General features: G+C 71.9%; 20 protein-coding genes. 9 read left to right on the forward strand and 11 right to left on the reverse strand.

The genetic code is table 11. From position 1 onward, the window contains the following. Positions 1 to 79: 79 nt before the first annotated feature. The gene (locus tag D452_RS29830; protein ID WP_083927578.1) at positions 80 to 307 is read left to right on the forward strand and encodes a DUF397 domain-containing protein; all 228 of its coding nucleotides are present in this window, start codon (positions 80 to 82) and stop codon (positions 305 to 307) included. Here D452_RS29830 and D452_RS0120470 read toward each other — a convergent pair. After that, on the reverse strand, positions 270 to 1,004 hold the full coding sequence (locus D452_RS0120470) for a class I SAM-dependent methyltransferase (protein ID WP_017546012.1): 735 nt from the start codon (positions 1,002 to 1,004) through the stop codon (positions 270 to 272). The two genes, D452_RS29830 and D452_RS0120470, sit on opposite strands and share 38 nt — an antisense overlap. Continuing rightward, on the reverse strand, positions 1,001 to 1,756 hold the full coding sequence (locus D452_RS0120475) for a methyltransferase domain-containing protein (protein ID WP_017546013.1): 756 nt from the start codon (positions 1,754 to 1,756) through the stop codon (positions 1,001 to 1,003). Before D452_RS0120475 ends, D452_RS0120470 begins: the two co-directional genes overlap by 4 nt. A gap of 137 nt (positions 1,757 to 1,893) precedes the next feature. Between D452_RS0120475 and D452_RS0120480 the strand changes: the two genes are divergently transcribed. Next, entirely contained in the window at positions 1,894 to 3,906 is a 2,013-nt protein-coding gene (locus tag D452_RS0120480; RefSeq protein WP_017546014.1) for a glycosyltransferase family protein, read from the forward strand. A 5-nt stretch (positions 3,907 to 3,911) separates the two neighbouring features. Here D452_RS0120480 and D452_RS0120485 read toward each other — a convergent pair whose 3' ends face one another. Next, positions 3,912 to 5,219: an acyltransferase family protein gene (locus D452_RS0120485; RefSeq protein ID WP_017546015.1), complete on the reverse strand. Its 1,308-nt coding sequence runs from the start codon at positions 5,217 to 5,219 to the stop codon at positions 3,912 to 3,914. A gap of 157 nt (positions 5,220 to 5,376) precedes the next feature. On the opposite strand from D452_RS0120485, the gene D452_RS0120490 reads away from it, so the two are divergent. From D452_RS0120490 to D452_RS0120505, 4 genes are all read left to right on the forward strand, one after another. Further along, positions 5,377 to 6,297, forward strand: coding sequence for a DUF3068 domain-containing protein (locus D452_RS0120490; RefSeq protein ID WP_017546016.1), 921 nt, complete (start codon positions 5,377 to 5,379; stop codon positions 6,295 to 6,297). A 182-nt stretch (positions 6,298 to 6,479) separates the two neighbouring features. Beyond that, on the forward strand, positions 6,480 to 7,394 hold the full coding sequence (locus tag D452_RS0120495; RefSeq protein WP_017546017.1) for a decaprenyl-phosphate phosphoribosyltransferase: 915 nt from the start codon (positions 6,480 to 6,482) through the stop codon (positions 7,392 to 7,394). After that, entirely contained in the window at positions 7,391 to 8,749 is a 1,359-nt protein-coding gene (locus D452_RS0120500; RefSeq protein ID WP_017546018.1) for an FAD-binding oxidoreductase, read from the forward strand. The genes D452_RS0120495 and D452_RS0120500 overlap by 4 nt, the downstream gene beginning before the upstream one ends. Before the next feature lie 43 nt (positions 8,750 to 8,792). Next, on the forward strand, positions 8,793 to 9,545 hold the full coding sequence (locus D452_RS0120505; protein WP_017546019.1) for an SDR family NAD(P)-dependent oxidoreductase: 753 nt from the start codon (positions 8,793 to 8,795) through the stop codon (positions 9,543 to 9,545). A 28-nt stretch (positions 9,546 to 9,573) separates the two neighbouring features. On the opposite strand, the gene D452_RS28700 is transcribed toward D452_RS0120505, so the two are convergent. Beyond that, complete coding sequence (locus D452_RS28700) at positions 9,574 to 10,176, reverse strand: TetR/AcrR family transcriptional regulator (protein WP_017546020.1); 603 nt, start codon at positions 10,174 to 10,176, stop codon at positions 9,574 to 9,576. Between the two features lie 98 nt (positions 10,177 to 10,274). On the opposite strand from D452_RS28700, the gene D452_RS28705 reads away from it, so the two are divergent. After that, positions 10,275 to 11,462 carry a DUF418 domain-containing protein gene (locus D452_RS28705; protein ID WP_204366624.1) on the forward strand — a complete coding sequence of 396 codons (1,188 nt, stop codon included), beginning with the start codon at positions 10,275 to 10,277 and terminating at the stop codon, positions 11,460 to 11,462. On the opposite strand, the gene D452_RS0120520 is transcribed toward D452_RS28705, so the two are convergent. Further along, complete coding sequence (locus tag D452_RS0120520; RefSeq protein WP_110049164.1) at positions 11,435 to 12,931, reverse strand: DHA2 family efflux MFS transporter permease subunit; 1,497 nt, start codon at positions 12,929 to 12,931, stop codon at positions 11,435 to 11,437. The two genes, D452_RS28705 and D452_RS0120520, sit on opposite strands and share 28 nt — an antisense overlap. Before the next feature lie 80 nt (positions 12,932 to 13,011). On the opposite strand from D452_RS0120520, the gene D452_RS0120525 reads away from it, so the two are divergent. Beyond that, positions 13,012 to 13,668 carry a TetR/AcrR family transcriptional regulator gene (locus D452_RS0120525; RefSeq protein WP_017546023.1) on the forward strand — a complete coding sequence of 219 codons (657 nt, stop codon included), beginning with the start codon at positions 13,012 to 13,014 and terminating at the stop codon, positions 13,666 to 13,668. Positions 13,669 to 13,711: 43 nt separating this feature from the next. On the opposite strand, the gene D452_RS0120530 is transcribed toward D452_RS0120525, so the two are convergent. The 5 genes from D452_RS0120530 to D452_RS0120550 form a co-directional block, all read right to left on the reverse strand. Next, complete coding sequence (locus tag D452_RS0120530) at positions 13,712 to 14,764, reverse strand: oxygenase MpaB family protein (protein ID WP_017546024.1); 1,053 nt, start codon at positions 14,762 to 14,764, stop codon at positions 13,712 to 13,714. A gap of 238 nt (positions 14,765 to 15,002) precedes the next feature. Continuing rightward, positions 15,003 to 15,587 (reverse strand): GTP-binding protein, encoded by a 585-nt coding sequence (locus D452_RS0120535; protein ID WP_017546025.1) that lies wholly within the window; start codon positions 15,585 to 15,587, stop codon positions 15,003 to 15,005. Then, positions 15,568 to 16,011 carry a DUF742 domain-containing protein gene (locus D452_RS0120540; RefSeq protein WP_017546026.1) on the reverse strand — a complete coding sequence of 148 codons (444 nt, stop codon included), beginning with the start codon at positions 16,009 to 16,011 and terminating at the stop codon, positions 15,568 to 15,570. The genes D452_RS0120535 and D452_RS0120540 overlap by 20 nt, the downstream gene beginning before the upstream one ends. An 8-nt stretch (positions 16,012 to 16,019) precedes the next feature. Then, complete coding sequence (locus D452_RS0120545; protein ID WP_017546027.1) at positions 16,020 to 16,481, reverse strand: roadblock/LC7 domain-containing protein; 462 nt, start codon at positions 16,479 to 16,481, stop codon at positions 16,020 to 16,022. 2 nt (positions 16,482 to 16,483) lie between these two features. Beyond that, a complete protein-coding gene (locus tag D452_RS0120550; protein ID WP_026129504.1) occupies positions 16,484 to 19,096 on the reverse strand; it encodes a sensor histidine kinase in 2,613 nt (870 codons plus the stop codon). A 464-nt stretch (positions 19,097 to 19,560) separates the two neighbouring features. Between D452_RS0120550 and D452_RS0120555 the strand changes: the two genes are divergently transcribed. Further along, positions 19,561 to 20,640, forward strand: a complete 1,080-nt coding sequence (locus tag D452_RS0120555; protein WP_017546029.1) for an RDD family protein — start codon at positions 19,561 to 19,563, stop codon at positions 20,638 to 20,640. 4 nt (positions 20,641 to 20,644) lie between these two features. On the opposite strand, the gene D452_RS0120560 is transcribed toward D452_RS0120555, so the two are convergent. Beyond that, positions 20,645 to 21,046, reverse strand: a complete 402-nt coding sequence (locus D452_RS0120560; RefSeq protein ID WP_017546030.1) for a DUF3592 domain-containing protein — start codon at positions 21,044 to 21,046, stop codon at positions 20,645 to 20,647. Positions 21,047 to 21,187: the final 141 nt, after the last annotated feature.

The following is a 21,187-nucleotide window of genomic DNA, read 5'->3' on the forward strand; positions in this document are numbered from 1 at the left end:
GTTCGCCTCTGATTTCGGAGCGTGATCACGGGCAGGAGTGTGGGTGAGTCCTGCCCAATCCCCCGCGAAAGGCCCTGACATGCTCCGCGCTGTTGACGAGCCCACCTTCCGCAAGTCCTCGTACAGCACCACCGCGAAGGAGTGCGTGGAGGTCGCCGACGTGCGTGCCCGTGCCGTCGTCCGTGACACGCGGAACCCGGGCCTCGGGATCCTGGCCTTCCCCCACACGGAGTGGGCGGCCCTGCTCGGAGCGCTGGGCAGACCCGGGCTCAGCGTTTGCGCAGGACGATCAGGAGGTTCCACGTGACGACCTCCCGCAGCAGCGGCACGTGGACGATCGGCTTGATCCACGTGGGCAGGTAGCGCGGCCGCAGGTCCACGACGTCCACGTCGGTGCGGTCCCGCACCCAGCGGATCATCTCCTTGGCGTGCGCCGCGTACATGGTGCGCCCGAAGTCGTTCTTGGGCCGTCGCCCGTTCCGGCGCGTGAACCTCTCGGCCGCGTACGAACCGCCCAGGTAGTGCCAGGGCGAGGTCTCGTGCCCGCCCCAGGGCGACAGCCAGAGTGTGTACGAGAGGTACACCAGCCCGCCGGGCCGGGTCACGCGCACCATCTCGTCGGCCATCCGCGTTCGGTCGGGCACGTGCTCCAGCACGTTGGAGGAGAAGCACACGTCCACCGTGTCGGTGCGCAGGGGCAGGTCGAGCGCGCTGCCCTGCACGGCGTTGGCGTCGGCCTCGCGTCCGTGCAGGGTCATCTCGTGCGCGTCCGAGTCCACGCAGAGGCAGCGGGCGCCCTCGGCGCGCAGCGCGTCGGCGAAGTAGCCCGGTCCGCCGCCCACGTCGAGGACGAGCCTGTCGTCCAGGAGCGTGTAGGAGCGGAGTTGATCGACGGTGTCGCGAGCGAGCATCCCGTAGAAGAACGCCGGGTCGCTCTGCTCCTTGCGGAAGGCGGAGAACAGGCGGACGGAGCGGGCCAGGGTGGCGCGGAACGGGGGGGTCATGCCCCGACCTCGACGTAGTGGCGCAGGTGGCGCCAGTGGTCCCCGCCCCAGTACTCGTCGGAGGCGGCGATCCGGTGGGGCAGGAGTTCGCGGATCCGCTCGGTGCTCAGGGTGTGCATCCTCATGGGCGCCGGGTAGCGCAGCACCACCCGCTGGGCCAGGGCCACGAGTGGCCAGGGCGCGTACCGGAAGACCAGGCCCTTGAAGGTGCGCCGCTCGGACTCGGGCACGCCGACGACCAGGGCCCCGCCGGGCCGGACCACGCGGGCGAACTCCCGGAGGTAGCCCTCGGCCAGGTCCGTGGGCAGGTGCTGGAGGACGAGGTCGGTGTAGACGAGGTCGAAGGAGTCGTCCTCGAACAGGGAGAGGTCGGGCCGCTCGTTCAGGACGAACTCGATCCGTCCCCCGGAGCGGTCCAGGCGGCGTGCCTCGTCGAGCATGGGCGCGGAGATGTCCACGCCGACGACCTGCCGGAAGTGTGCCGCCAGGGCGTTGGAGAGCCGCCCGGCACCGCAGCCGAAGTCGAGGACGCGACCGCGTTCGGGCGCCAGCCCCAGTTCCTCGAGGCGGCTGACCGCCGGGTCGATCTCGGCGCGGCCGGAGGCGAGGAACTCGTCGTCGTCCCACCCGCCGCCGCGCTTGTCGGGATCGACGCAGACCGCCCACAGCGGCTCGGTGGAACCCAGCCGGGTCCAGTCTCGGCGGACCTGTTCGAGCCCCACCGGCATCACCTCCACGGCACTGGTGACCACCCAGGAACTGGAGCTTGTTCCTGTTCTGGGTTCGCAGTCCATCGGGACCTGCGACAACGGTCAGGGAAGAAAGTGGAACGTGTTGTATTCTGGCACCCATTTTCCGGGTTGGCCAACCTACGGCGGGGAGAGTACCCATGGCGCCTGATTCCCCCACGGAGCGCGGCGGGGCGGCCCCCAGCGTACGCAGGGCGGCGGAGCAGCATGAGGAGGACCCCGCCTACGGCGACGTGCTGAGCGAGAGCCTGGCGGGGTTGCGGCGCCTCCGGAGTGACCGGATCCTCCAGGTCGGACTGCTGATCGTGCTGGCGGCGCTGGCCCTGAAGGTGTACGTCCTCAGTGAGTCGTACTTCGTGGAGGACGACTTCCTGTTCTTCGCCGCCGCGCACGCCCAGGACCTGTCGCCCGAGTACCTGCTGGAGCTGCACAAGGGCCACTTCATGCCGGGGGCCCTGTTCCTGGTGTACGTGCAGACCGCCTTCGGGCCGTTCCACTGGGCGTCGGCGGCGGGCACCATGCTGGTCGTGCAGGCGGTGGCGGTCCTGGCCTTCCTCCGCCTGCTGTGGGAGCTCTTCGGCCGCAGGTGGGCGCTGCTCGTCCCGCTGACGGTGTACGCGCTGGCGCCGTTGACGGTCCCGGTACTGGGCTGGTGGTCGGCGGCGCTCAACGCGGTGCCCTTCCAGCTGGCGATCGTGCTGGCCCTGCTGTGGACGGTGCGCTACCTGCGCACCGGCAACGTCCTGTTCTCCTGGTGGGCCGTGGGCGCCGTGGCGTTCGGGATGCTGTTCTCGGTCAAGGCGCTCTTCCTGCCTTCACTCGTGTTCGTGGTGGCGGTGGCCTTCCTGTACCCCGGCCACCTGGTGGAGGCCGTGCGCCAGGCCTTCCGGCGCCACCGCGGGCACTGGCTGGCGATGGCGGGGATCAGCGTCGGCTACCTCGTCCTGTACCTGGCCCGGCAGCGGGCCTCGACCAGTGGCGAGGGCGCGTCGGTGCCCGAGTCCGAGGTGGTGGCGCAGCTGGTGCGGCGGATGCTGGGGGAGGTGTTCCCGACCGGCGCCCTGGGCGGGCCCTTCGAGTGGGGGCCGGTCACCCCGGCGGGCGGGCTGGTGGATCCGCTCGGCCCGGTGCTGGTCGGCGCGTGGGCCGTCCTCGTGGTGATCGTGCTGGTGAGCCTGTGGGTGCGGCGCACCTCCTGGCGGGCCTGGGCGATCCTGGCGGGGTACCTGGTGTTCGTGGACGCCGTGCCCACGGCCGTCGCCCGGGGCGGTGCCTACGGGGAGGTGGGTTCCGATCCCCGCTACGTCGCGGACGCGGCACTGGTGTTCGCCCTGGTGCTGGCCCTGGCCTTCCTCGCCACCAAGGAGGAGCGCGCCCGCGAGGGGGCGGAGCGCGGGCGGCGCCCGATCCAGCTGCTGCGGCCCTCGCGGAGCGTGTGGGCGGCGGCCGTCGCGGTCACGCTGGTCTACGCGGGTTCGGCCTCGTACTCCACGTACACCTACGCAGGGACGCTGAGCGGGGACCGCCAGCGCGAGTACCTGGCCAACGTGCGGGCCTCCCTGGAGGACGTGCCCAGGGGAGCGGGCCTGTACAGCCGGGCCGTTCCCGACGACATCGTCCTGGAGTGGAACGGACCGCGCAGGCTCAGCTCCTACGTGCTGTCCCCGCTGGCGGACCGCGAGGTGGCCGCGCGGATGTACGCGCCGGAGGAGTCCGACAGCGCCCACGTCTTCGACGACGAGGGACACCTGGTGGAGGCCGCGCCGACCGCGCGGGCCAACGCGTTCCGCCCCTCGGAGGACGAGGAGTGCATGGCGAGCTGGGACGGACTGATGTCCTGGAGCGTGTGGGAGGTCGGCGGTATCGAGCAGGTGGCGACCATCGGCTACACGTCGGAGGAGGACGCCGATCTGCTGGTGGTCGTGGGTGAGGAGGAGGTGGAGACCGAGCTTCCCGCCGCCCCTGACGGCGGGTTCTGGTACGTGCCGGTGAGCGAGCGGGACACCACGTTCACGCTGTTCACCGACGCCGGGAGGACCTGCGTCACCTGGGCCTCGCTCGGCCAGCTGTTCCCGGCCAGCCAGGTCGCGGAGGAGGACGCGGAGGCCGAGGAGGGCGCCGAGGCGGTCGAGACCGAGGACGACCGGGGCTGAGCGGCTCAGCGCCTCCCGGTGAGGAACCGCCGCGACCAGCGTCGGCTGGGTTCCTCCACCAGGTGGTAGGTGAGCTTGCCCAACAGCACGCTGCCGATGAGCACCGGGATGATGTCCAGCCAGAAGGACCCGGTGAAGATCTCCTGCCCCGTGAAGTCGCGCCACAGGTACAGCACGACGAACTGCCACAGGAAGACCCCGTAACTGATCGGCGCGAAGAACACCATGACGGGGTGGCGCATCAGTCCGTCGAGCCAGGCCCCCTCGCTCCAGGTGGAGAGCGAGCGCAGGCGGCGGCGCGGCCCCTCGGGGGCGGGCGGGGCCAGGGCGACCGGGGCGACGACGAAGAAGGCGAAGCCGATGCTGGTGGTCGACTCGATCACGGACACCCACAGGTTGCCGGGCTCGAAGAACCGCCCTCCGGCAGCGGGCGTGGACTCCAGCACGTAGAACGCGGCGGCGACCGCCCAGCACAGTCCCGGCGACGTGCCCACGGTCCGGCAGAACCGGCGCACCGGGCCGTCGGGGCCGCCCTCCCGCCAGGCCCACTCCGAGAGGGTGGCCAGCGCCATCCCGACCGCGAACATCCCCATGCAGCGCGGCAGCCAGGAGTGCATCAGCTCGCGCGGCTCCGGGAAGTACTGCGGGACCAGGGCCAGGTACGACAGCAGCGTGACGACCACCAGACCGCCGATGAGCCTGCGGCCGCGCGCGTCCACGGTCGTGCCGCCCCTGGCCCACAGGCCGAGGAAGACCGCGAGGAGCGGGAGCGTCAGGTAGAACGCCACCTCGACCGACAGGCTCCACATCTGGCCGAGCCCCTCGGGCCCCGGCCCGGCCCAGTGGGGGCTGGTGTTGAAGGGGAAGGTCAGCGTGAGCACCTCGACCCAGTGCCGGACCGATCCCAGGTGCTCTCCCGCGTACAGGGCGAGGGCCACCGCGGCCACCACCCAGTAGGCGGGGAAGACGCGCATGACGCGTCGCCACAGGTAGGCGCGGGTGTTCGGCCCCCGCGTACCGTCCAGCGCGGCCCGGGCCCAGGGGCGGTAGAGGAGTACCCCGGACAGGGCGAAGAACAGCGGCACCGCCAGGGCCGAGGCGCTGAGGAGCGCCCCCACCGGCCCGGGGGCCAGGGCGTCCCCGGTCTCCGTGGACACGTGGACCACCAGGACCATGAGGCAGGCCAGCCCGCGAACCCCGTCGAGTGCGTGGTGCCGACCGCTCACCTGCGGCAGCAGGAGCGCGGGGTCCGCGGTGGTGGTTCGGGCGTTGCCGGAGGTGGGGTCCTCGGGCGCGGAGGAAGTGGGCGCCATGGGGCCTTCCAGAACGGGAGGGAGCCGAAACGCGTTCTACTAGAACGTGTTATAAAAATTCAGACACGCCCAGGTGACGTCGTTCACTACTGGGCAGTACTCTACCCGGAACTGAACCTAGTTCCAGATCTGGACTCTCATCCGCCCAGGAGGGCACATGCGCCGTACCGTTGCGGTTGTTCTCATCGCGCTGGGGGTCTTCTGTCTCGCCCTGGCACCCATGATGCGCACGTGGATGTCCAGCTCCCTGATGAAGACTCCGCTGGACTACTACAACCCCACCGTCAACGTCGGAGAGGTCACCTACTTCAACATCGAGGACGTCGAGCTCGTCGAGGACGCCGACGTGGAGGCGCACTCGACCATCCGTGCCGACGTGGCCTCCAGCACTGACGACGTGGTGGTGTGGGACCAGTTCACGTGGATCAAGGACGCCGACACCGACTTCGGTATCAGCTCCACGAACCGCCGCGCCGGGCACGACCGCGTCACCGGTGAACTCGTCGACTGCTGCGACGCCATGATCAACGATTCCTCCGTCAAGCAGACCGGGCAGGGGTGGAAGCTCCCCTTCCTCACCGAACAGCGTGACTACGACTTCTTCGAGACCACCGTCCAAGAGGTCGTCCCCATGGAGTTCGAGGGCGTCGAGGAGGTCGACGGCGTCGAGGCCTACAAGTTCGTCCAGACCGTCGAGCCCACCGTCATCGACGAACGCGAGATCCCGCGCTCGGTCGCCGGGCTGGAGGGCGACGGCGACGTGGTCGGCGACGAGACCTTCTCCATCGTCCGGACCTACTGGATCGAGCCGGTCAGCGGTTCCCCCATCGACATGAGCGAGGAGCACCACCGCGTCGTCGTCGTCGACGGCGAGGAGGTCCTCACCCTGCTCAGCGGCGAGCTCCGGTTCGACGACGCCACCCGCGCCGCCGCGATCGACAACACCACGCAGGCCCGCACCGTCCTGCCGTTGCTGCACACCACGCTGCCCATCGGCGCGCTGGTGCTCGGCGCCGGGTTCGTCGGCATCGCGGTCGTCCTGCTGGTCACCGGCCGACGCACCGAGAACCACGGCTGACACCCCCGCGCACCAAGAGAGACGTCGCCCCCACCCCGCAGACGCCCCCACGCCGCAGACGGCCCCACGCCGCCGACGGCCGCGTCCGCGGCCGCACCGCTGGCACCCACGGCCGGACCGCCCCGCCCCCCTCGCGGGCGGTCCGGCCGCCACACTCATCGCGATCACCAGGAGGGGCGCGCATGCACCGGACCGGCGCCCTCGTCCGGGCGTGCCGCCCGCGTCAGTGGCTGAAGAACCTGCTGGTGTTCGCCGCACCGGCCACCGCCGGAACGCTCGGCGACCCCCGCACCCTGCTGCTGTGCGCGGCCGCCTTCGGACTCTTCTGCCTGGCGGCCAGCGGCACCTACCTGCTCAACGACGTCCGCGACGCGGAGCGCGACCGCGCACACCCGCGCAAACGGAGCCGACCGGTCGCCTCGGGCGACCTCCCCGTCCCGCTCGCCCTGTCCGTCGGAGCGGTGTTCGTGACCGCCGCCCCGCTGGCCTCCCTGGCCCTGGGCAGCGCACCGTTCACCCTCGTGCTGGTCGGATACGTGCTGCTCACCCTGGCCTACACGCTCAGGCTCAAGGAGGTCGTCGTCTGCGACCTCGTGGCGGTCGCCTCCTGCCACATGCTGCGCGCCATGGCGGGCGGCTTCGTGGTCGGGGTGCCGCTGACCTCGTGGTTCGTCATCGTGGTCGCGCTTGCCGCGCTGCTCGTGGTGGTCGGCAAACGCGAGGCGGAACTGCGCGTCACCGCCCCGGTCCTGCCGGCCGGGGGACCGAACACCCACGCGGGGGAGGAGACCACGGCGCACCCCACCCGCACGGCGCTGCTGGGCTACACCCCCGGCTACCTGTCCCAGATGCGCATCATGGCCTCCGGCGCCATGATCGTCACCTACTGCCTCTGGGCGCTGGAGCAGGGCGGCGGACCGCAGTCCGTCTTCCACGCGGTCAGTATCGTTCCGTTCATCATGTTCGTGCTCCGCTACAACCTTCTCGTGGACCGGGGTGCGGGCGAGGAGCCCGAGGAGTTCGCGCTGCGGGACCGCCCGCTCCAGCTCGTCCTCGCCTCGCTCGCCCTCCTGGTCGGACTGGGGATCCACCTGTGAGCCGCCCGACGCTCCTCACCGGCTGGGGCCGCACCGCACCCACCGCCGCCCACGTGGTGCGCCCGCGCACCGCCGAACAGGCCGCCCGTATGCTCGCCGAGGCGGGCCCGCGCGGCGTCCTGGCCCGGGGGCTGGGCCGCTCCTACGGGGATGCCGCCCAGGTCGCGGGCGGGACCGTTCTGGACTGCACCGAACTCACCGGGCCGCCGCGCCTGGACCCCGTGCGAGAGGAGCTCACCGCGCCCGCCGGGACCAGCCTGGGGCGGATCGTCGAGCACCTGCTGCGCCACGGATACTTCCTGCCCGTCACCCCCGGGACCAGGCACGTCACGCTCGGAGGGGCGATCGCCGCCGACGTGCACGGCAAGAACCACCACGTGGACTCGTCGCTGGGCGCGCACCTGCGCTCCCTGACCCTGCTCACGCCCACGGGCGGGGTGCTCCGGCTCGGCCCCGAAGGGCCGGACCCCGACCTGTTCTGGGCCACCGTCGGCGGAATGGGCCTGACCGGGGTGATCACCGAGGCCACCCTCGGAGTGCTCCCGGTGGAGACCGCCTACGCCCGTGTGGACACCGACCGCACTCCGGACCTCGACTCCACCCTGGATCTCATGGCCCGTGCGGACCCCACCCACCGGTACGCGGTGTGCTGGGTCGACCTCCTGGCCCGGGGCGCCTCCCTCGGACGCGGCGTTCTGACCCGCGCCGACCACGCCCTCCGCGCCGACCTGCCCGCACCCCAGCGCCGCGACCCCCTGCGGCACCGGACCGGGCCCACGCTGGCCGCGCCGCCCTGGGCCCCGCCCGGGCTGCTCAACCGGTGGACGGTGGGCGCCTTCAACAGCGCCCACCACGGCGCCGCGCCCCTGCGGGAGCGGGGCCGGGCCCAGTCCCTCGCCGGGTTCTTCCACCCGCTGGACGCCGTGTCGGGATGGAACCGGATGTACGGTCCGAGCGGGCTCGTCCAGTACCAGTTCGTCGTCCCCTTCGGCGAGGAGGGCACCCTGCGTGCCGTGGCCGAAGGGCTGTCCCGGGCGGGGGCGCCGTCGTTCCTGGCTGTCCTCAAGAGGATGGGCGCACCCACCCCCGGGCCGCTGTCCTTCCCGCGCCCCGGTTGGTCCCTGGCCGTGGACCTGCCCGCCGGTCTCCCCGGGCTGGCGCGTCTGCTGGACGGGTTCGACCAGCGCGTCCTGGCGGCGGGCGGGCGCGTGTACCTGGCCAAGGACAGCAGGGCCGGACCGGAGACCGTGCACGCCATGTACCCGGCCATCCCCGGTTGGCGGGCCACGCGTGCCCGCGTGGACCCGGACGGCGTACTCGTCTCGGACCTCGCCCGGCGCCTGCGCCTCGTCTGAACACGCCCACACGAACCACGAACCGTCCCGGAAGGACCCGACCATGCGTGACTCGCTGGGAAGCGTGCGTACCGTCCTGTTGCTCGGAGGACGCAGCGAGATCGGCCTGGCCGTCGTCGAACGGCTGGTCCGCGAGGGCGCCCGCGAGGTGGTGCTCGCCGCCCGGGGCGGGGTCGCCGAACCGCCGGGTGTGTTCGGTGCCCTGGACGCCACCACGCACTCACTGGAGTTCGACGCCGAGGCCTCCGGCACCCACGCCGCGACCGTGGCCGCCGCAGTGGAGCTGGTGGGCGACCTGGACGTGGTGGTGGACGCCTTCGGCGTGCTGGGCGACCAGGCCGCCTACGAGGCCGACCCGCTCTCCGCCGCCCGCGCCGCCGCCGTGAACTACACCGGCCACGTGTCCGTGGGCCTGTCCGTCGCCGCCCGACTGCGCGAACAGGGCCACGGAGCCCTCGTGGTGCTGTCGTCCGTGGCCGGGGTCCGGGTGCGCCGGGCCAACTTCGTGTACGGGTCCGCCAAGGCCGGGCTCGACGGGTTCGCCCAGGGGCTGGCCGACTCCCTGCACGGTTCGGGCGCCCGGGTCCTGGTGGTCCGGCCGGGGTACGTGGCCACCCGGATGTCGCGGCACGTGGACCCGGCGCCGTTCCCCGCCACCCCGGCCCAGGTGGCCGAGGCGGTGTCCCGGGGGCTGCGCGGCAACGCCACCACGGTGTGGGCTCCGCGCGTGCTCCGGCCGCTGTTCACCGGCATGCGGCTGGTGCCGCGCCCCCTGTGGCGCCGCCTCGGGCGCTAGGAGTCGCCGGAAGGGCGGGCCGCGGCGGTCAGGCGGTCCCGGTGCGGCGGCCCAGGTAGGCCGCGATGATCCGGCGCAGTTCCGCACCGTCCTCGGCGGGGTCGAACTCCTCGTTGTCGCTGATCAGATACCCGGCGTCGGTGAGCGCCACGATCCAGCGCGCCGCGCGGTGGGGGTCCACGGCCGCCTCGAAGACCCCGGAGCCCCGACCGGCCCCGATGATTCCGGCGAGAGTGGCCCGGGTGCCCTCGTCCTTGGCCACGACCGTGGCGCCGAACTCCGGATCACGCTGGGCCAGTTGGATCATGGCGGCGGCCAGGCCGGGGGCGATGGGGTCGCCCAGGTCCGCCGTGAGGAGGTCGAGGACCTCGTCCAGCGCCCGGGCGGGGTCGGTGCGGTCGATTCGCTCCAGGCGGGTGGTGACCGCGGCGAGGTCGTCGGTGACGATCGCCAGGAACACGGTGCGCTTGTCCGGGAAGTAGTGGAACAGGGTGCCCGAGCCCACGCCCGCCCGCTTGCAGATCGCCGCCGTGGTGGCGCCGTCGTAGCCGCGTTCGGCGAACACCTCGGCCGCGGCACCGAGGATCGAGGCCCGGCGTGCCGCGTGCTTCTCGGGGTTGACCGTCCGCATGTGCGGCGTCTCCGTTCGTTCGGGGGTGTTGTGTCCTGGGCACAGTCAATCGCCTCATTGTTGTAGTGCATACTCTACTAATGACGTACGCTGACCGCGTGAACAGTCCACGAGGGCCGGTGGCGGCCGGGCGGCGAGCACTGGGCCCCGACCTGGCCCGGGGCGTGATGCTGCTGTGCATCGCCCTGGCCAACTCCCACTACTTCGTGCGCGGCGACGCCCACCTCGCGGGATTCCCGCTCGACGGCGGCTCCGTGGACCGGGCGGTCGCCTGGGCGATCGCCACCTTCGTGGACGGCCGCGCCTTCCCCATGTTCGGCCTGCTCTTCGGCTACGGCGTCGCCCTCCTGGTCGGCCGCAACACCGACGCGGGCCGCCCCGCCACCCGCGGGCTGCTGTGGCGGCGCGCGGCCGTGCTGGTCGTGGTCGGCGTGGTGGACGGGTTCCTGTTCTACGCCGGGGACATCCTCGCCATGTACGGCGTCCTGCTCCTGCTCGGATCCTTGGCCGTCTTCTGGCGCGACCGCTGGCTCTTGGCCGTGGCCGCCTTGTTCTTCCTGGTCACGTCCCTGCCGGACGCGGGTGTCTACGGTACGGAGGGGCCGGACCCCGTGCTCCTGCCCCCGGACCCGGTCACGATGCTCACCGATCGCGCGGCTGCGGTGGCGCTGGTGTCGCTGGTCGGCCCGATCGGTTTCGCGGCCCCCTTCCTGGTCGGCCTCTGGGCCGGGCGCCGCAGGATGCTGGAGCGCGGGGGACGGCACCGGTGGCTCCTGGTCACCACGGCGGTGGTGGGGCCGGTGGTCGCCGTGCTGGGCGCGCAGCCGCTGGCCCTGGCGGTCGCGGGCGCGATCCCGGTGCCACCGGCGCAGGACCAGGCGGTCCTGGGCGCCCTGCACGGCGCGAGCGGGGTCGCGGGCGGGTTCGGCTACGCGGCGCTCATCGCGCTCGTGGCCCTACGGATCGAGCGCCGCCCGGCCCCCGGTCCGGTGGTGACCGCCCTGGCCTCGGCCGGGCAGCGCTCCATGACCGGCTACCTCGCGCAGTCGCCGGTGTGGGCGGTGGTGTTCACGCCGTTCCTCCTCGACCTGTCCGGCACCCTCAGCGTGACGTCGACCGCCCTGCTGTCCACCGGGGTGTGGCTGGCCACCGTCGTCCTGGCCGACTCGATGCGTCGGGCAGGACGGCGGGGTCCCTTCGAGACCCTGGTGCGGAGGGTGACCTACGGCCAGGAGCCGCGGGCCGAGCCGAAGGCCGGTCAGGGGGCGGAGCTCGGAGGCGTCTGACCGTCCGGGCCGGTCCGCCCCGGTGTGAGGTCGGGCCGGGTGCTGGGCAGGAACATCGCGGGCACCATCGCGGCGGCGGTCAGGCCGGTCATCCACGCGAAGGTGGCCTGGAAGGCGGTCTCGGGGCGCGCGGTGTCGGCGAGCAGCGACGCCAGCAGCAGGGCCAGCACTGCGGTGCCGATGGCCGCGCCCAGCCGTTGGGTGACGTTCAGGGCGCTGCTGGCCCTGGGCACCCGGTCCGAGGGCAGACCCCGGTAGGCGGTGGCCAGCATCGGCACCATCGCCGCGCCCAGCCCCAGCCCCCGCACGAACATCGCGGCGGCCAGCAGGGCCGGGGAGGTGTCCGGCCCCGCGAGGACGAAGGGGGCGGTGGCGGCCGCGCCCACGAAGAGGCCGCCCACCACCAGGTAGCGCGGACCGACGTTGTCCGTCACCGACCCCATGAACAGGTTCACCAGGGCCACCCCGGCGGCCATCGGCGCCATGAGCAGACCCGCGGTCATCGCGGAGGTGCCCTGGACCTGCTGGAAGAAGAGCGGGAGCAGGAACATGCCCGCCCACACGCAGATCCCGAACACGAACATGAGCAGGGCCCCCAACCGGAACAGCAGGTTCCGGAACAAGCGGAGGTCGATCACCGGCGGCGGCCCGCCCGGCCGCTCGCGCAGCGCGTGCACGACGAAGCCGACGATCAGCAGCAGGCCGACGCCGGCGAACAGCGGGGCCGGACGGGAGCTTCCCAGCACTGACAGTCCGTAGAGCAGGGTCGCGATACCGGGGGAGAGCAGGAGCAGGCCGACCACGTCGAGCCGTTCGGTGGCGCGGGGGGTACCCCTGGGCACCCCGCGCACGGCCAGGGCGATCGCGAGCAGGATGAACGGCACGGAGATCACGAAGATCCACCGCCACCCCAGTGTGTCCAGGACGATCCCGCCCAGCACCGGGCCGAGCGCGGGCGCCAGCTGGATGGGCACGCTGATCAGGCCGATGGCCCGGCCGAGCCGCTGCGGACCGGCCGCCTGCACGAGGATCGTCATGACGAGAGGCAGGACCATGCCGCTGCCCAGCCCGGTGAACACACGGAAGACGATCAGACTCTCGATGGACCACGCGGCGGAGCACAGCAGCGACCCCACCCCGAAGAGCACGAGGGCGGTGATCCACGTGGCCCGCTGGCCGTAGCGGTCGATCGCCCAGCCGGTCACCGGGATCACGGCGGCGGTGGAGAACAGGTAGGCGCTGGCCACCCACTGCGCCGTGGACACGGGGGCGTCCAGCTCGCGGGAGAGGTGGTCCACGGCGACGTTGACGATCGTGGTGTCGAGAAGGGCGGCCATCGAGCCGACCAGCAGGACGGCGGCCAGCTTGATGAGCGGTCGATCGAGCCGGTGGGGCGCGGAGGGGCCCGGGCCGGGCGGCTTCGGGGGGTCGGCGGACACAGCTGAGGAGTGGGGGTCGTGCTTCGCCATACCAGGTAAACTACACGGTGCAGTTTCGCCGGGACCTGGGTGCCTCCCGGTCGACGAGGGACGAGCACGGAGGACGAGGGATGACCGACACGTGCGGAGACGGGCGGGATCGCCGGTCGGCGGTCAAACGCGAGGCCATTACGGAGGCCGCGCTGCGCGTGTTCCTCAGGGAGGGCTACGCGCGGGCCAGCGTCGACGCCATCGCCGCGGACGCCGGGGTCTCCAAGCGCACCATCTACAACCACTTCGAGGACAAGCAGCGGCTGTTCCTCACGATCGTCACCCAGAGCAGCGCCGTCCTGGCGGCCGACCACGCCGAGGCCACCGCCCGCCATCTGGGGCGGGCCGGTGACGCCAGGACCGCGCTCGTCGGGTTCGAGGACGAGTGGCTGTCCCCGCAGGGCCGCCGGGCCGACCACACGGCCCTGGTCCGGCTGCTGATCGGTGAGGCCACCCACTTCCCCGAGGCGGCGCGCGCCTGGTCCGACAGCGGTTCGGAACTGGTGGTGCGGGCCCTGGCCGCGCACCTGCGCGCCCTGGCCGACCGCGGGCTGCTGGAGATCGCCCCGAAGGGGGAGGAGGCCGCGGCCGGGCACTACCTGGCCCTGGTGCGCGGCCCCGCCAACAGCAGGTCGTTCTTCGGCGCGCTCCCGCTGCCGGAGGAGGAGCGGATCGCCATGGTCCGCTCCGGAGTGGACGCCTTCCTACGCATCCACGGCCCGGCCCCGGGCCGGTAGGGGTGGAGGGCGCGGGCCGCCCCCACCGGCCCGGCGGCGGCGATCAGCGCTCGGTCGGCTCGGGGGCGGTGCTCGCGGCCTCGGGGGCGGCGTTCGCGGTCTCGGGGGCGGCGTTCGCGGTCTCGGGTGCGGCGTTCGCGGTCTCGGGGGCGCGGGGCACCGGGGCCACCGCCTGCCCGGGCGCGGGGACCTTGGCTCCGGTCGCCCCCACGTCACGCGTCAGCATGTCGTGCGGGACCGGGCAGCCCTTGGGGAACGTGCCGATGCGGTCCGGCTCGTAGCCTTCGGGGTAGCTGCGGATGTTGGGGCTCATCCGGGCCCAGCGCTGCTCCTTGCGGGGCCTCATCCGCCGCACGATCCTCGCACGCAGCCGCAGGGCGAGGTCCCCGCCCTTGCGCCAGAACGCCGAGGGCTCCGGGTAGTCGAAGGCCTTGATCAGCGGCGGGTCCAGGAGGCCCCGGGTGAAGGGGCGCACCAGCGGGCGCTGCCAGGCAGGGTAGAAGTCGACCATCAGGTCGAGGGTGGCGTCCGAGACCGCGCGCCCGCCCTTGGTGAAGGCGAAGTGCTCCGCCTCGTAGGAGTCCATCAGCTCGCGGAACTCGGCGTAGGTCTCGGGGATGTCCTTGATCCCCATGTGCCGACCGAGCTTGCGGTAGTAGTTCGTGCTGGCCGCGATCTCGTGGTCGCTCAGGCGGCGCCACCCGTAGCCGTAGTCGTTCAGCCAGCGCACCGGCATGACGACGAAGGTGCTCAGCACGTACCGGTAGTCGTCGTTGCTGATGTCGTACGAGCGGTGCATCTGGTTCATCCGGCGCAGCGCGTCGCGGCCCCGGCCCGGGCCGAACCCGTGCTCCATGATGTCGTTCAGGATGAGCGCGGTGTCGTCGTAGCGGTGCTGGGTGCGCTCGGTGAACTCGTGGGTGTCCCCGAGCAGCTGGCCGATGGACGGGACCGCGTAGGTGCGGTACAGGGCCAGGCCCAGTGCCTGCTCCAGGTCCCAGGGGAACTCCAACGTGCCCAGGATCCGCACGATCCGCTCACAGTCGGCCTCCGCGTCCAGGCCGCGGATCTCGTCGCGCCAATGGAAACGCTGCATGGAACTCCACCTTCGTCCTGGACCGCCCGGGGTGTGCCCCGGTTTCCTCCGAACGCCGCCGCCAAGGGCGTGGCGCGCGCCCCGCACTTTACCTGGAACCTACAGGTGTACAAGGGAAGGGGCGACCCTTACACCTCCGACACCCCGCGCGGCGCGACCGGCCGCATCAAGGAGGGGCGGGTGGAGCGGAGTCCCCCGATCCCCGCTCCACCCGCCCNTACCGCGCGACCGGCCACGGTCACGCCGCGACCTGCTCCGACACCCGGTTCATCAGGGTCAGCAGCACCTGCTTGGCGGACTCGCGCACACGGGCGTCGCACAACGTCACCGGGATGTCCGGGTTCAGGCTCAGCGCCTCACGGACCTCGTCCGGCTCGTACTGGTGGGCTCCGTCGAAACAGTTCACCGCGACCACGAACGGCACCCCGCGCCGCTCGAAGAAGTCGACCGCCGCGAAACAGGTCTCCAGACGGCGGGTGTCGGCGATGACGACGGCGCCCAGCGCACCCTCGGACAGCTCCTCCCACATGAACCAGAAGCGCTCCTGGCCCGGTGTGCCGAACAGGTACAGCACCAGGGACGGGCTGATGGTGATGCGGCCGAAGTCCAGCGCCACCGTGGTGGTGGTCTTGGACTCCACACCGGAGAGGTCGTCGATGCCGTAACTGGCCTCGGTCATCATCTCTTCGGTGCGGAGCGGAGCGATCTCGCTGACCGCGCCGACCAGGGTGGTCTTCCCGGCGCCGAAACCGCCGGCGACCAGGATCTTGAGTGCGGAGGGGACGGGGGCCTCGGGGCCCGGGTCAGAGTCTCTGGATGCCATCGAGAACCGCCTGGAGTACGTCCCGGCTCACCGGGCTCTTAGCTGTGTAGGGGGCGCGGGCCAGAGCCAGCCCGCGGTTGAGCAGGTCACTGAGCAGGACCTTGACGACGGCCACCGGAATGTCCAGGTGGGCGGACACCTCGGCCACCGACAGGGGACGACGGCACAGCTCCAGGATGCGGAGCTGCTCCGGTTCGAGCGCCATCTCGTCGACCTCGGCCCTCTTGGCCGCGATCACCACGCTGATCATGTCCAGCTGGACGGCGTCGGCGTGGTCACGGCCCTGCGCGATCACGTACGGCCGGACCAGCGGCCCGGCCTCCTCGCTGTCGGGCGCCGCTTCCTCGCCGAAGCCCCCGACGGCGTCGCGGTGCGGCAGACCGTGCTGGGTGTCACCAGGATCGAACTCGTCGTGCGCTTGCATACGGACCCCTATCGCGTGGCTTCCCCGGACGCCTCGTCGGCATCCCCGTGGCGGGGAGCGGTCTCGAGGTAACGGCCCACCTGGTCGACCAGGACGTTCATCTCGTAGGCGATGAGACCGACGTCGGCGCTCTCCTCGGCCAGGACGGCCAGACAGGCGCCGCGACCCGCGCCCGTGACGAAGAGGTAGGCGCTCTCCATTTCGACGACGGTCTGGAGGACCTCGCCGCCGCCGAAGTGACGGCCGGTGCCCCGGGCCAGGCTCTGGAACGCGGAGGCGACCGCGGACAGGTGCTCGGCGTCCTCCCTGACCAGTTCCTTGGAGCGGCCGATCAGCAGGCCGTCAGCGGAGAGGACGATCGCGTGGCGCGAACCCACGGCGCGGTCGAGCAACTCGTCCAGGAGCCAGTCGATGTCCTTCTTGCCCGCGGCGCTTCCGCTGCCGCGCTCAGCGCTTTCGGTACTCGTCACGGTTACGCGTCCTTGTCGGTGTCGTTGGTGTTCTGCTTGCTCTCGCGCCGTCCACGGTCCGTTCCCTGCTGGAACGCGGACATGTTCCGGCGCAGGCGCGCCAGCCGTTCGGTGCCCTCCAGGTTGGACTCGGCGGAGGCGCCACCGGAGTTGGGTCCGAAGGTCCCCGACTCGGTGGGTTCGGTCGCCAGCTGCGGCGCCAGGTTCTCCTGCGGCCGACGCTTGGGCAGCGCGGGCCGGTCTCCGCCCGCCTCGACGGTCTCGGGCTCCTCAGAGTTCTCAGGTGCCTCGGCGGGGGGTGCGGCCGTCTCGGACGGCGCGCTCGCCTCGGGTGAGGAGGTTTCCCCGGCCGGGGCCTCCTGGGGGGCGTCCGGCACCGCGCTGATACGGGGGTTGCGGGTGGGCAGGACGGGGCGGGACTCGTCCTGCCTGACGGGGGCACTGAGCAGGTCGCTCTCCGCCGACTCCGGGGCGGTGGAGCCGGACGGACCCTCCGGCTCCTCCACGCTCGGGGAGGTGGAGACCGAGGTCAGTACGGGCTTGCCGGGCCGGGCGGACCGGCCCGCCTCCAGAGCGACCTCGGGGGTGCGGTCGACGATCTCGCGCACCTCCCAGATGTCGCCGGGCTCCTCCGAGGAGGGCAGCGGCGTGCGGTCGCCCGAGATGAGCTCCTGCGGCAGCAGCACGATCGCCTGGACACCGCCGTACGGCGACGGGCGCAGGTGCACCCTGATCCCGTGGCGGTGCGCCAGGTGCGAGACCACGAACAGGCCGAGGCGCATCTTCTCGTTGAGACGCATGACGTCGAACTCGGGCGGGTCCGCCAGCAGGGCGTTGGTCGAGGTGAACTCGGCCTCGGTCATGCCCAGACCGCGGTCCTCGATCTCGATCGTCACACCGTTGGGCACGTCGTCGCTGCTCAGGCGCACCTGGGTGTGCGGAGGCGAGAACATGGCGGCGTTGTCGACCAGCTCGGCGACCAGGTGGATGACGTCCGCGACCGCAGGACCGTTGAGGTTCACGCGGGCGATGCGCTCACGCTTGACCCGCGTGTAGTCGCCGGACTCCGAGATCGCGCCGCGCAGGACGTCGATCAGCGGCATCGGGCGGTGCCAGGTACGGCCAGGCGCCTCGCCACCGAGGATCAGCAGGTTCTCGGCGTTTCGGCGGGAGCGGGTGGCCAGGTGGTCCAGCTTGAACAGCTGGGCGAGCTGATCCGGGTCCTCCTGCTCGCGCTCCATCTTGTCCAGGAGCCGGAGCTGGCGGTGCACCAGCGTCTGGCTGCGGTGGGCGATGTTGAGGAAGACGCGGTTGACACCGTGGCGCAGTTCGGTCTGCTGGACGGCCTCCTCGACGGCGGCGCGCTGGGCGGTGTTGAACGACTTGGCGACGTCACCGATCTCGTCGTCCTCCGTGCGCAGTTCGGGCAGGGAGGAGACGATGTCCACGCGCTCGCCCCGGTGCAGGCGGCCCATGATCTCGGGCAGCTTGTTCTCGGCCAGGTCCTGGGACTCCTCGCGCAGGGTGAGCAGCCGCGAGGTGAGGTTCCGGGAGGAGCGTCGGGCGAGGGTGAACGCGACCAGGATGACGGCGGCGACACCGAGGCTGCCGCCGACCGCGAGCATCACCGCGCTGTTGGCGTCGTCGCGGGTCACCTCGGCGGCGTACAGCGACTCCTCCGCGCCCAGCTCGGTGAGCTCGGTGATCACGTGCAGGTACGCGGCGTCCCACTCGGACTCGGAGACCGGCATGGAGAGGTCGTCGACCGTCTCCGGGACGAGGGTGACGGGGTCGGTGACCGTGGTGGTCTCGACCTGGCGGTCGGTGATCCGCTCCGAGAGCCGGTTGAGGGTGGCGTACTCGGGGCTCTCCCGAACGGCCTCGTACCGCTCCAGCAGACCGTCGCCCGCCAGGTAGGGGGCGTTGGCGTCCAGGAGGGCCTCGAAGGCGCCCATCATCCTGGTGAACTCTCGCTGGTCCTCGACGGTGAGTTCGCCGGTGGCGAAGGCGCGGGCGATCTGGGCGTCGGCCTGCGCGGCCACGTCCACGGTGCGGAAGAGGTAGATGGCGGTGAAGCCGGGGCTGACCGCGTCCCCCTCGTTGCCCTCGCGGCCCTGGCTGTCGAAGCTGTCGGCGCCGTGCAGGACGAGTTCGTTGTAGTAGTCCAGGACGTCGGCGCGGGAGGCGTCACCGTCGTCGACGCTCGTACGGACGTCGCCGATCTCCTGGTACATGTCGTACAGCATCTCGATGTGCATGCCGCCCTCGCCGGGAGCGAGGTCGGCGAAGCCCATCAGGTCGTCCAGTACGGCACCGAGCGAATCGTCGGTGGCCTGGCGGCTCTGCTCCAGCCGCTGCGCCAGTTCGGCGTCGTCGGGGTCCTCGATGTAGGTGATCGTGGCCGAGCGCTCGGACATCGCGGAGACGAGGCCGACGGCGGCGGGGGTGACGAGGTCGTCGGTGGCCTTGGAGCGGATCAGCTGGTAGACAGCGTCGCCGCCGAGGACGATGGTGAGGATCAACCACAGTGCGAACAGCGCGGTGGTGGGGATCATGACCATGGCGCGAATACGGGCGGCGATGGTCCGCCCACGTTTCTTCGGTACTGCCTGCACGGTTCTCCTGTCGATCCGCGTCAAAGTCTTCTCAGGCACTGTCGGAGCCGGGCGGTCGCCTGGCCGCGTCCTGCGGGCCGGCGTGCGCGGACCTCCCGTCGTGTGGTCCGCGCTCGTCCCTCCAGGGGGTGGGCTCGCCGGAGAGTAACCACATGCGGGGGTTTTCGGCGTTGGGGATCGTATCTCGCCCGAGAAACGGCGGATTATCCGGGTGGTGCAGGCAGTCTGCCATGAAGTAGTGAATTGTTCACACAAGGCCTCGTATGACGCCCGCGAACCACCAGATGGGTGATCAAGGCGCTCACCCTGGGACGAACGTCACATGGGGCTCCGGGGTGTGGAGCGGGGGAGCGCGTTCGGGTCCGAGGGGGCACTCGCAGAGTGATATCACGGTTCCCTCCCCACACGGGCGCGGCCCGTACTAGCCTGGCGCCCCGGGAACGAGCAAGGGGAACGCACACGCCATGGGGCAACCGTTCGGCGGAGGTCAGGCCGCCATCGAGGTGGCGGTCGCCGCCATTCCGCTGTTGATGGTCACCGCATCCGCCCTCTACCTGCGCGGACAGCACCGGAGGTACGGGCGCCTGGTGGGCTGGCCCGGACAGCTCACCCTCGCGGCACTGCTCACCGGGCTCGGTCTGGCCGTCTACGCCGTCTGGCCGCTGCCCGCCTCCGCGGACGGGCTGTGCGCCGTCGAACCCGCCACCGCGCCGCCCCTGACCGTGCGCGACGCGGCGCTGGCCCTGGCGGTCTTCCTGCCGGTCGGCCTGCTGGCCCGCGCCCGGTTCCGCCGGGGCCCGCTCACCACACTCGCCCTCGGTGCCGCCCTGGCCCTCGCGGTGATCCTGGTCCGCGCCACCGGGGTCCTCGGCCTGTATCCGTGCGCCTACGACACCGTCGCGTTCGAGACGGCCGGGATCGGCGTCGCCGCGACCCTGCTGGGCTGGCTGTCGGCCCGGTGGGTGCCGGTGGTGTGGCCCTATGGTCCGCACCGGTCCTGGCCCGCCGCCGTTCCGGACCGGGTCGCCCCCGACCTCGGCCGAAGGATGCTCGGCACCCTGCTGGACCTGGGTCTGTGGTGGTTCGGCGCGGCCACGTTCGTCGCCCTGGTCGGCGCCAGCGGCGGGGTTCGCCCCGGCGCACGGGACGAGGTCCTCACCGGCGCCCTCCTGGCCCTGGCCGTGGTCTTCGCGCTGGTCATGCCGCTGCTGCGCCGCGACCGGAGCACCCCGGGGGCGGCGGCGGTCCGTCTGGCCCTCACCGAGTGGCAACGGCCCCGACCGGCCCCCCGGCTGCGCGTCCTGGCGCGCACGGCGCTGCTGCACGCACCGGTCGTCGCGCTGATCGCCCTCGGCCTGCCGTGGTTCTCCCTCGCAGTCGTCGCGCTGCACGCGAGTACCGCGGTGGTCCGCCCGGACGGCGCGGGCCTGGCCGACCTCGTCTGCCGCGTGCGGGTCCGCACCCGGTCCAGTCTCAACGGCGAACTGCCCGGACGCCTGGTCCGCTACGCCCCTCCCCGGGAGGAGACTCCCGCCCCGGTGTGAGCGCCTAGTTCTCCCCCCAGTGGAGATAGCCCAGGAACAGGCCGATGAGCACCAGCACCAGCCCGAGCCCCCCGAACATGCCGCGGACCCAGTGGCTCAGCCAGGGCGCGGAGACGATCCGGGCTCGCTCGGGGGACTCCGGGTCGTAGGAGACGGTGACGATCTCCCCGGCACGGGAGGCCATCCACCCGGTGTTCTCGTGCTCCGCGTGGACCTCCCTGCCGTCCTCGGTCTGGAACTGCACGATCATCCGGGAGGCCACCGACGTCTCGTGGTAGCCGATCACCCTCCCCTTGGCGCGCACGCCGTTGCGGACCAGGAGCAGTTCGGTGCGGGTGTCCCTGGTGACCATCCACAACAGGACGGCACCGACGATCACGGGCAGCAGAGGGTACAGGTCGACCATGGCGGGGGATCCTCTCCGGGGTTCTTCTTCAGGATGTCAGCGCGGGGAGGCGGGGGAGCCGATGAGTCCGTCGGCCATGTGCGCCAGGGTGGTGTGGATCTCCTCGACGGGACGTTCTGGCTGGAGGGGACGCCAGGCGAG

It is taken from the genome of Nocardiopsis prasina DSM 43845, from assembly GCF_000341265.1.
Classification (GTDB): domain Bacteria; phylum Actinomycetota; class Actinomycetes; order Streptosporangiales; family Streptosporangiaceae; genus Nocardiopsis; species Nocardiopsis prasina.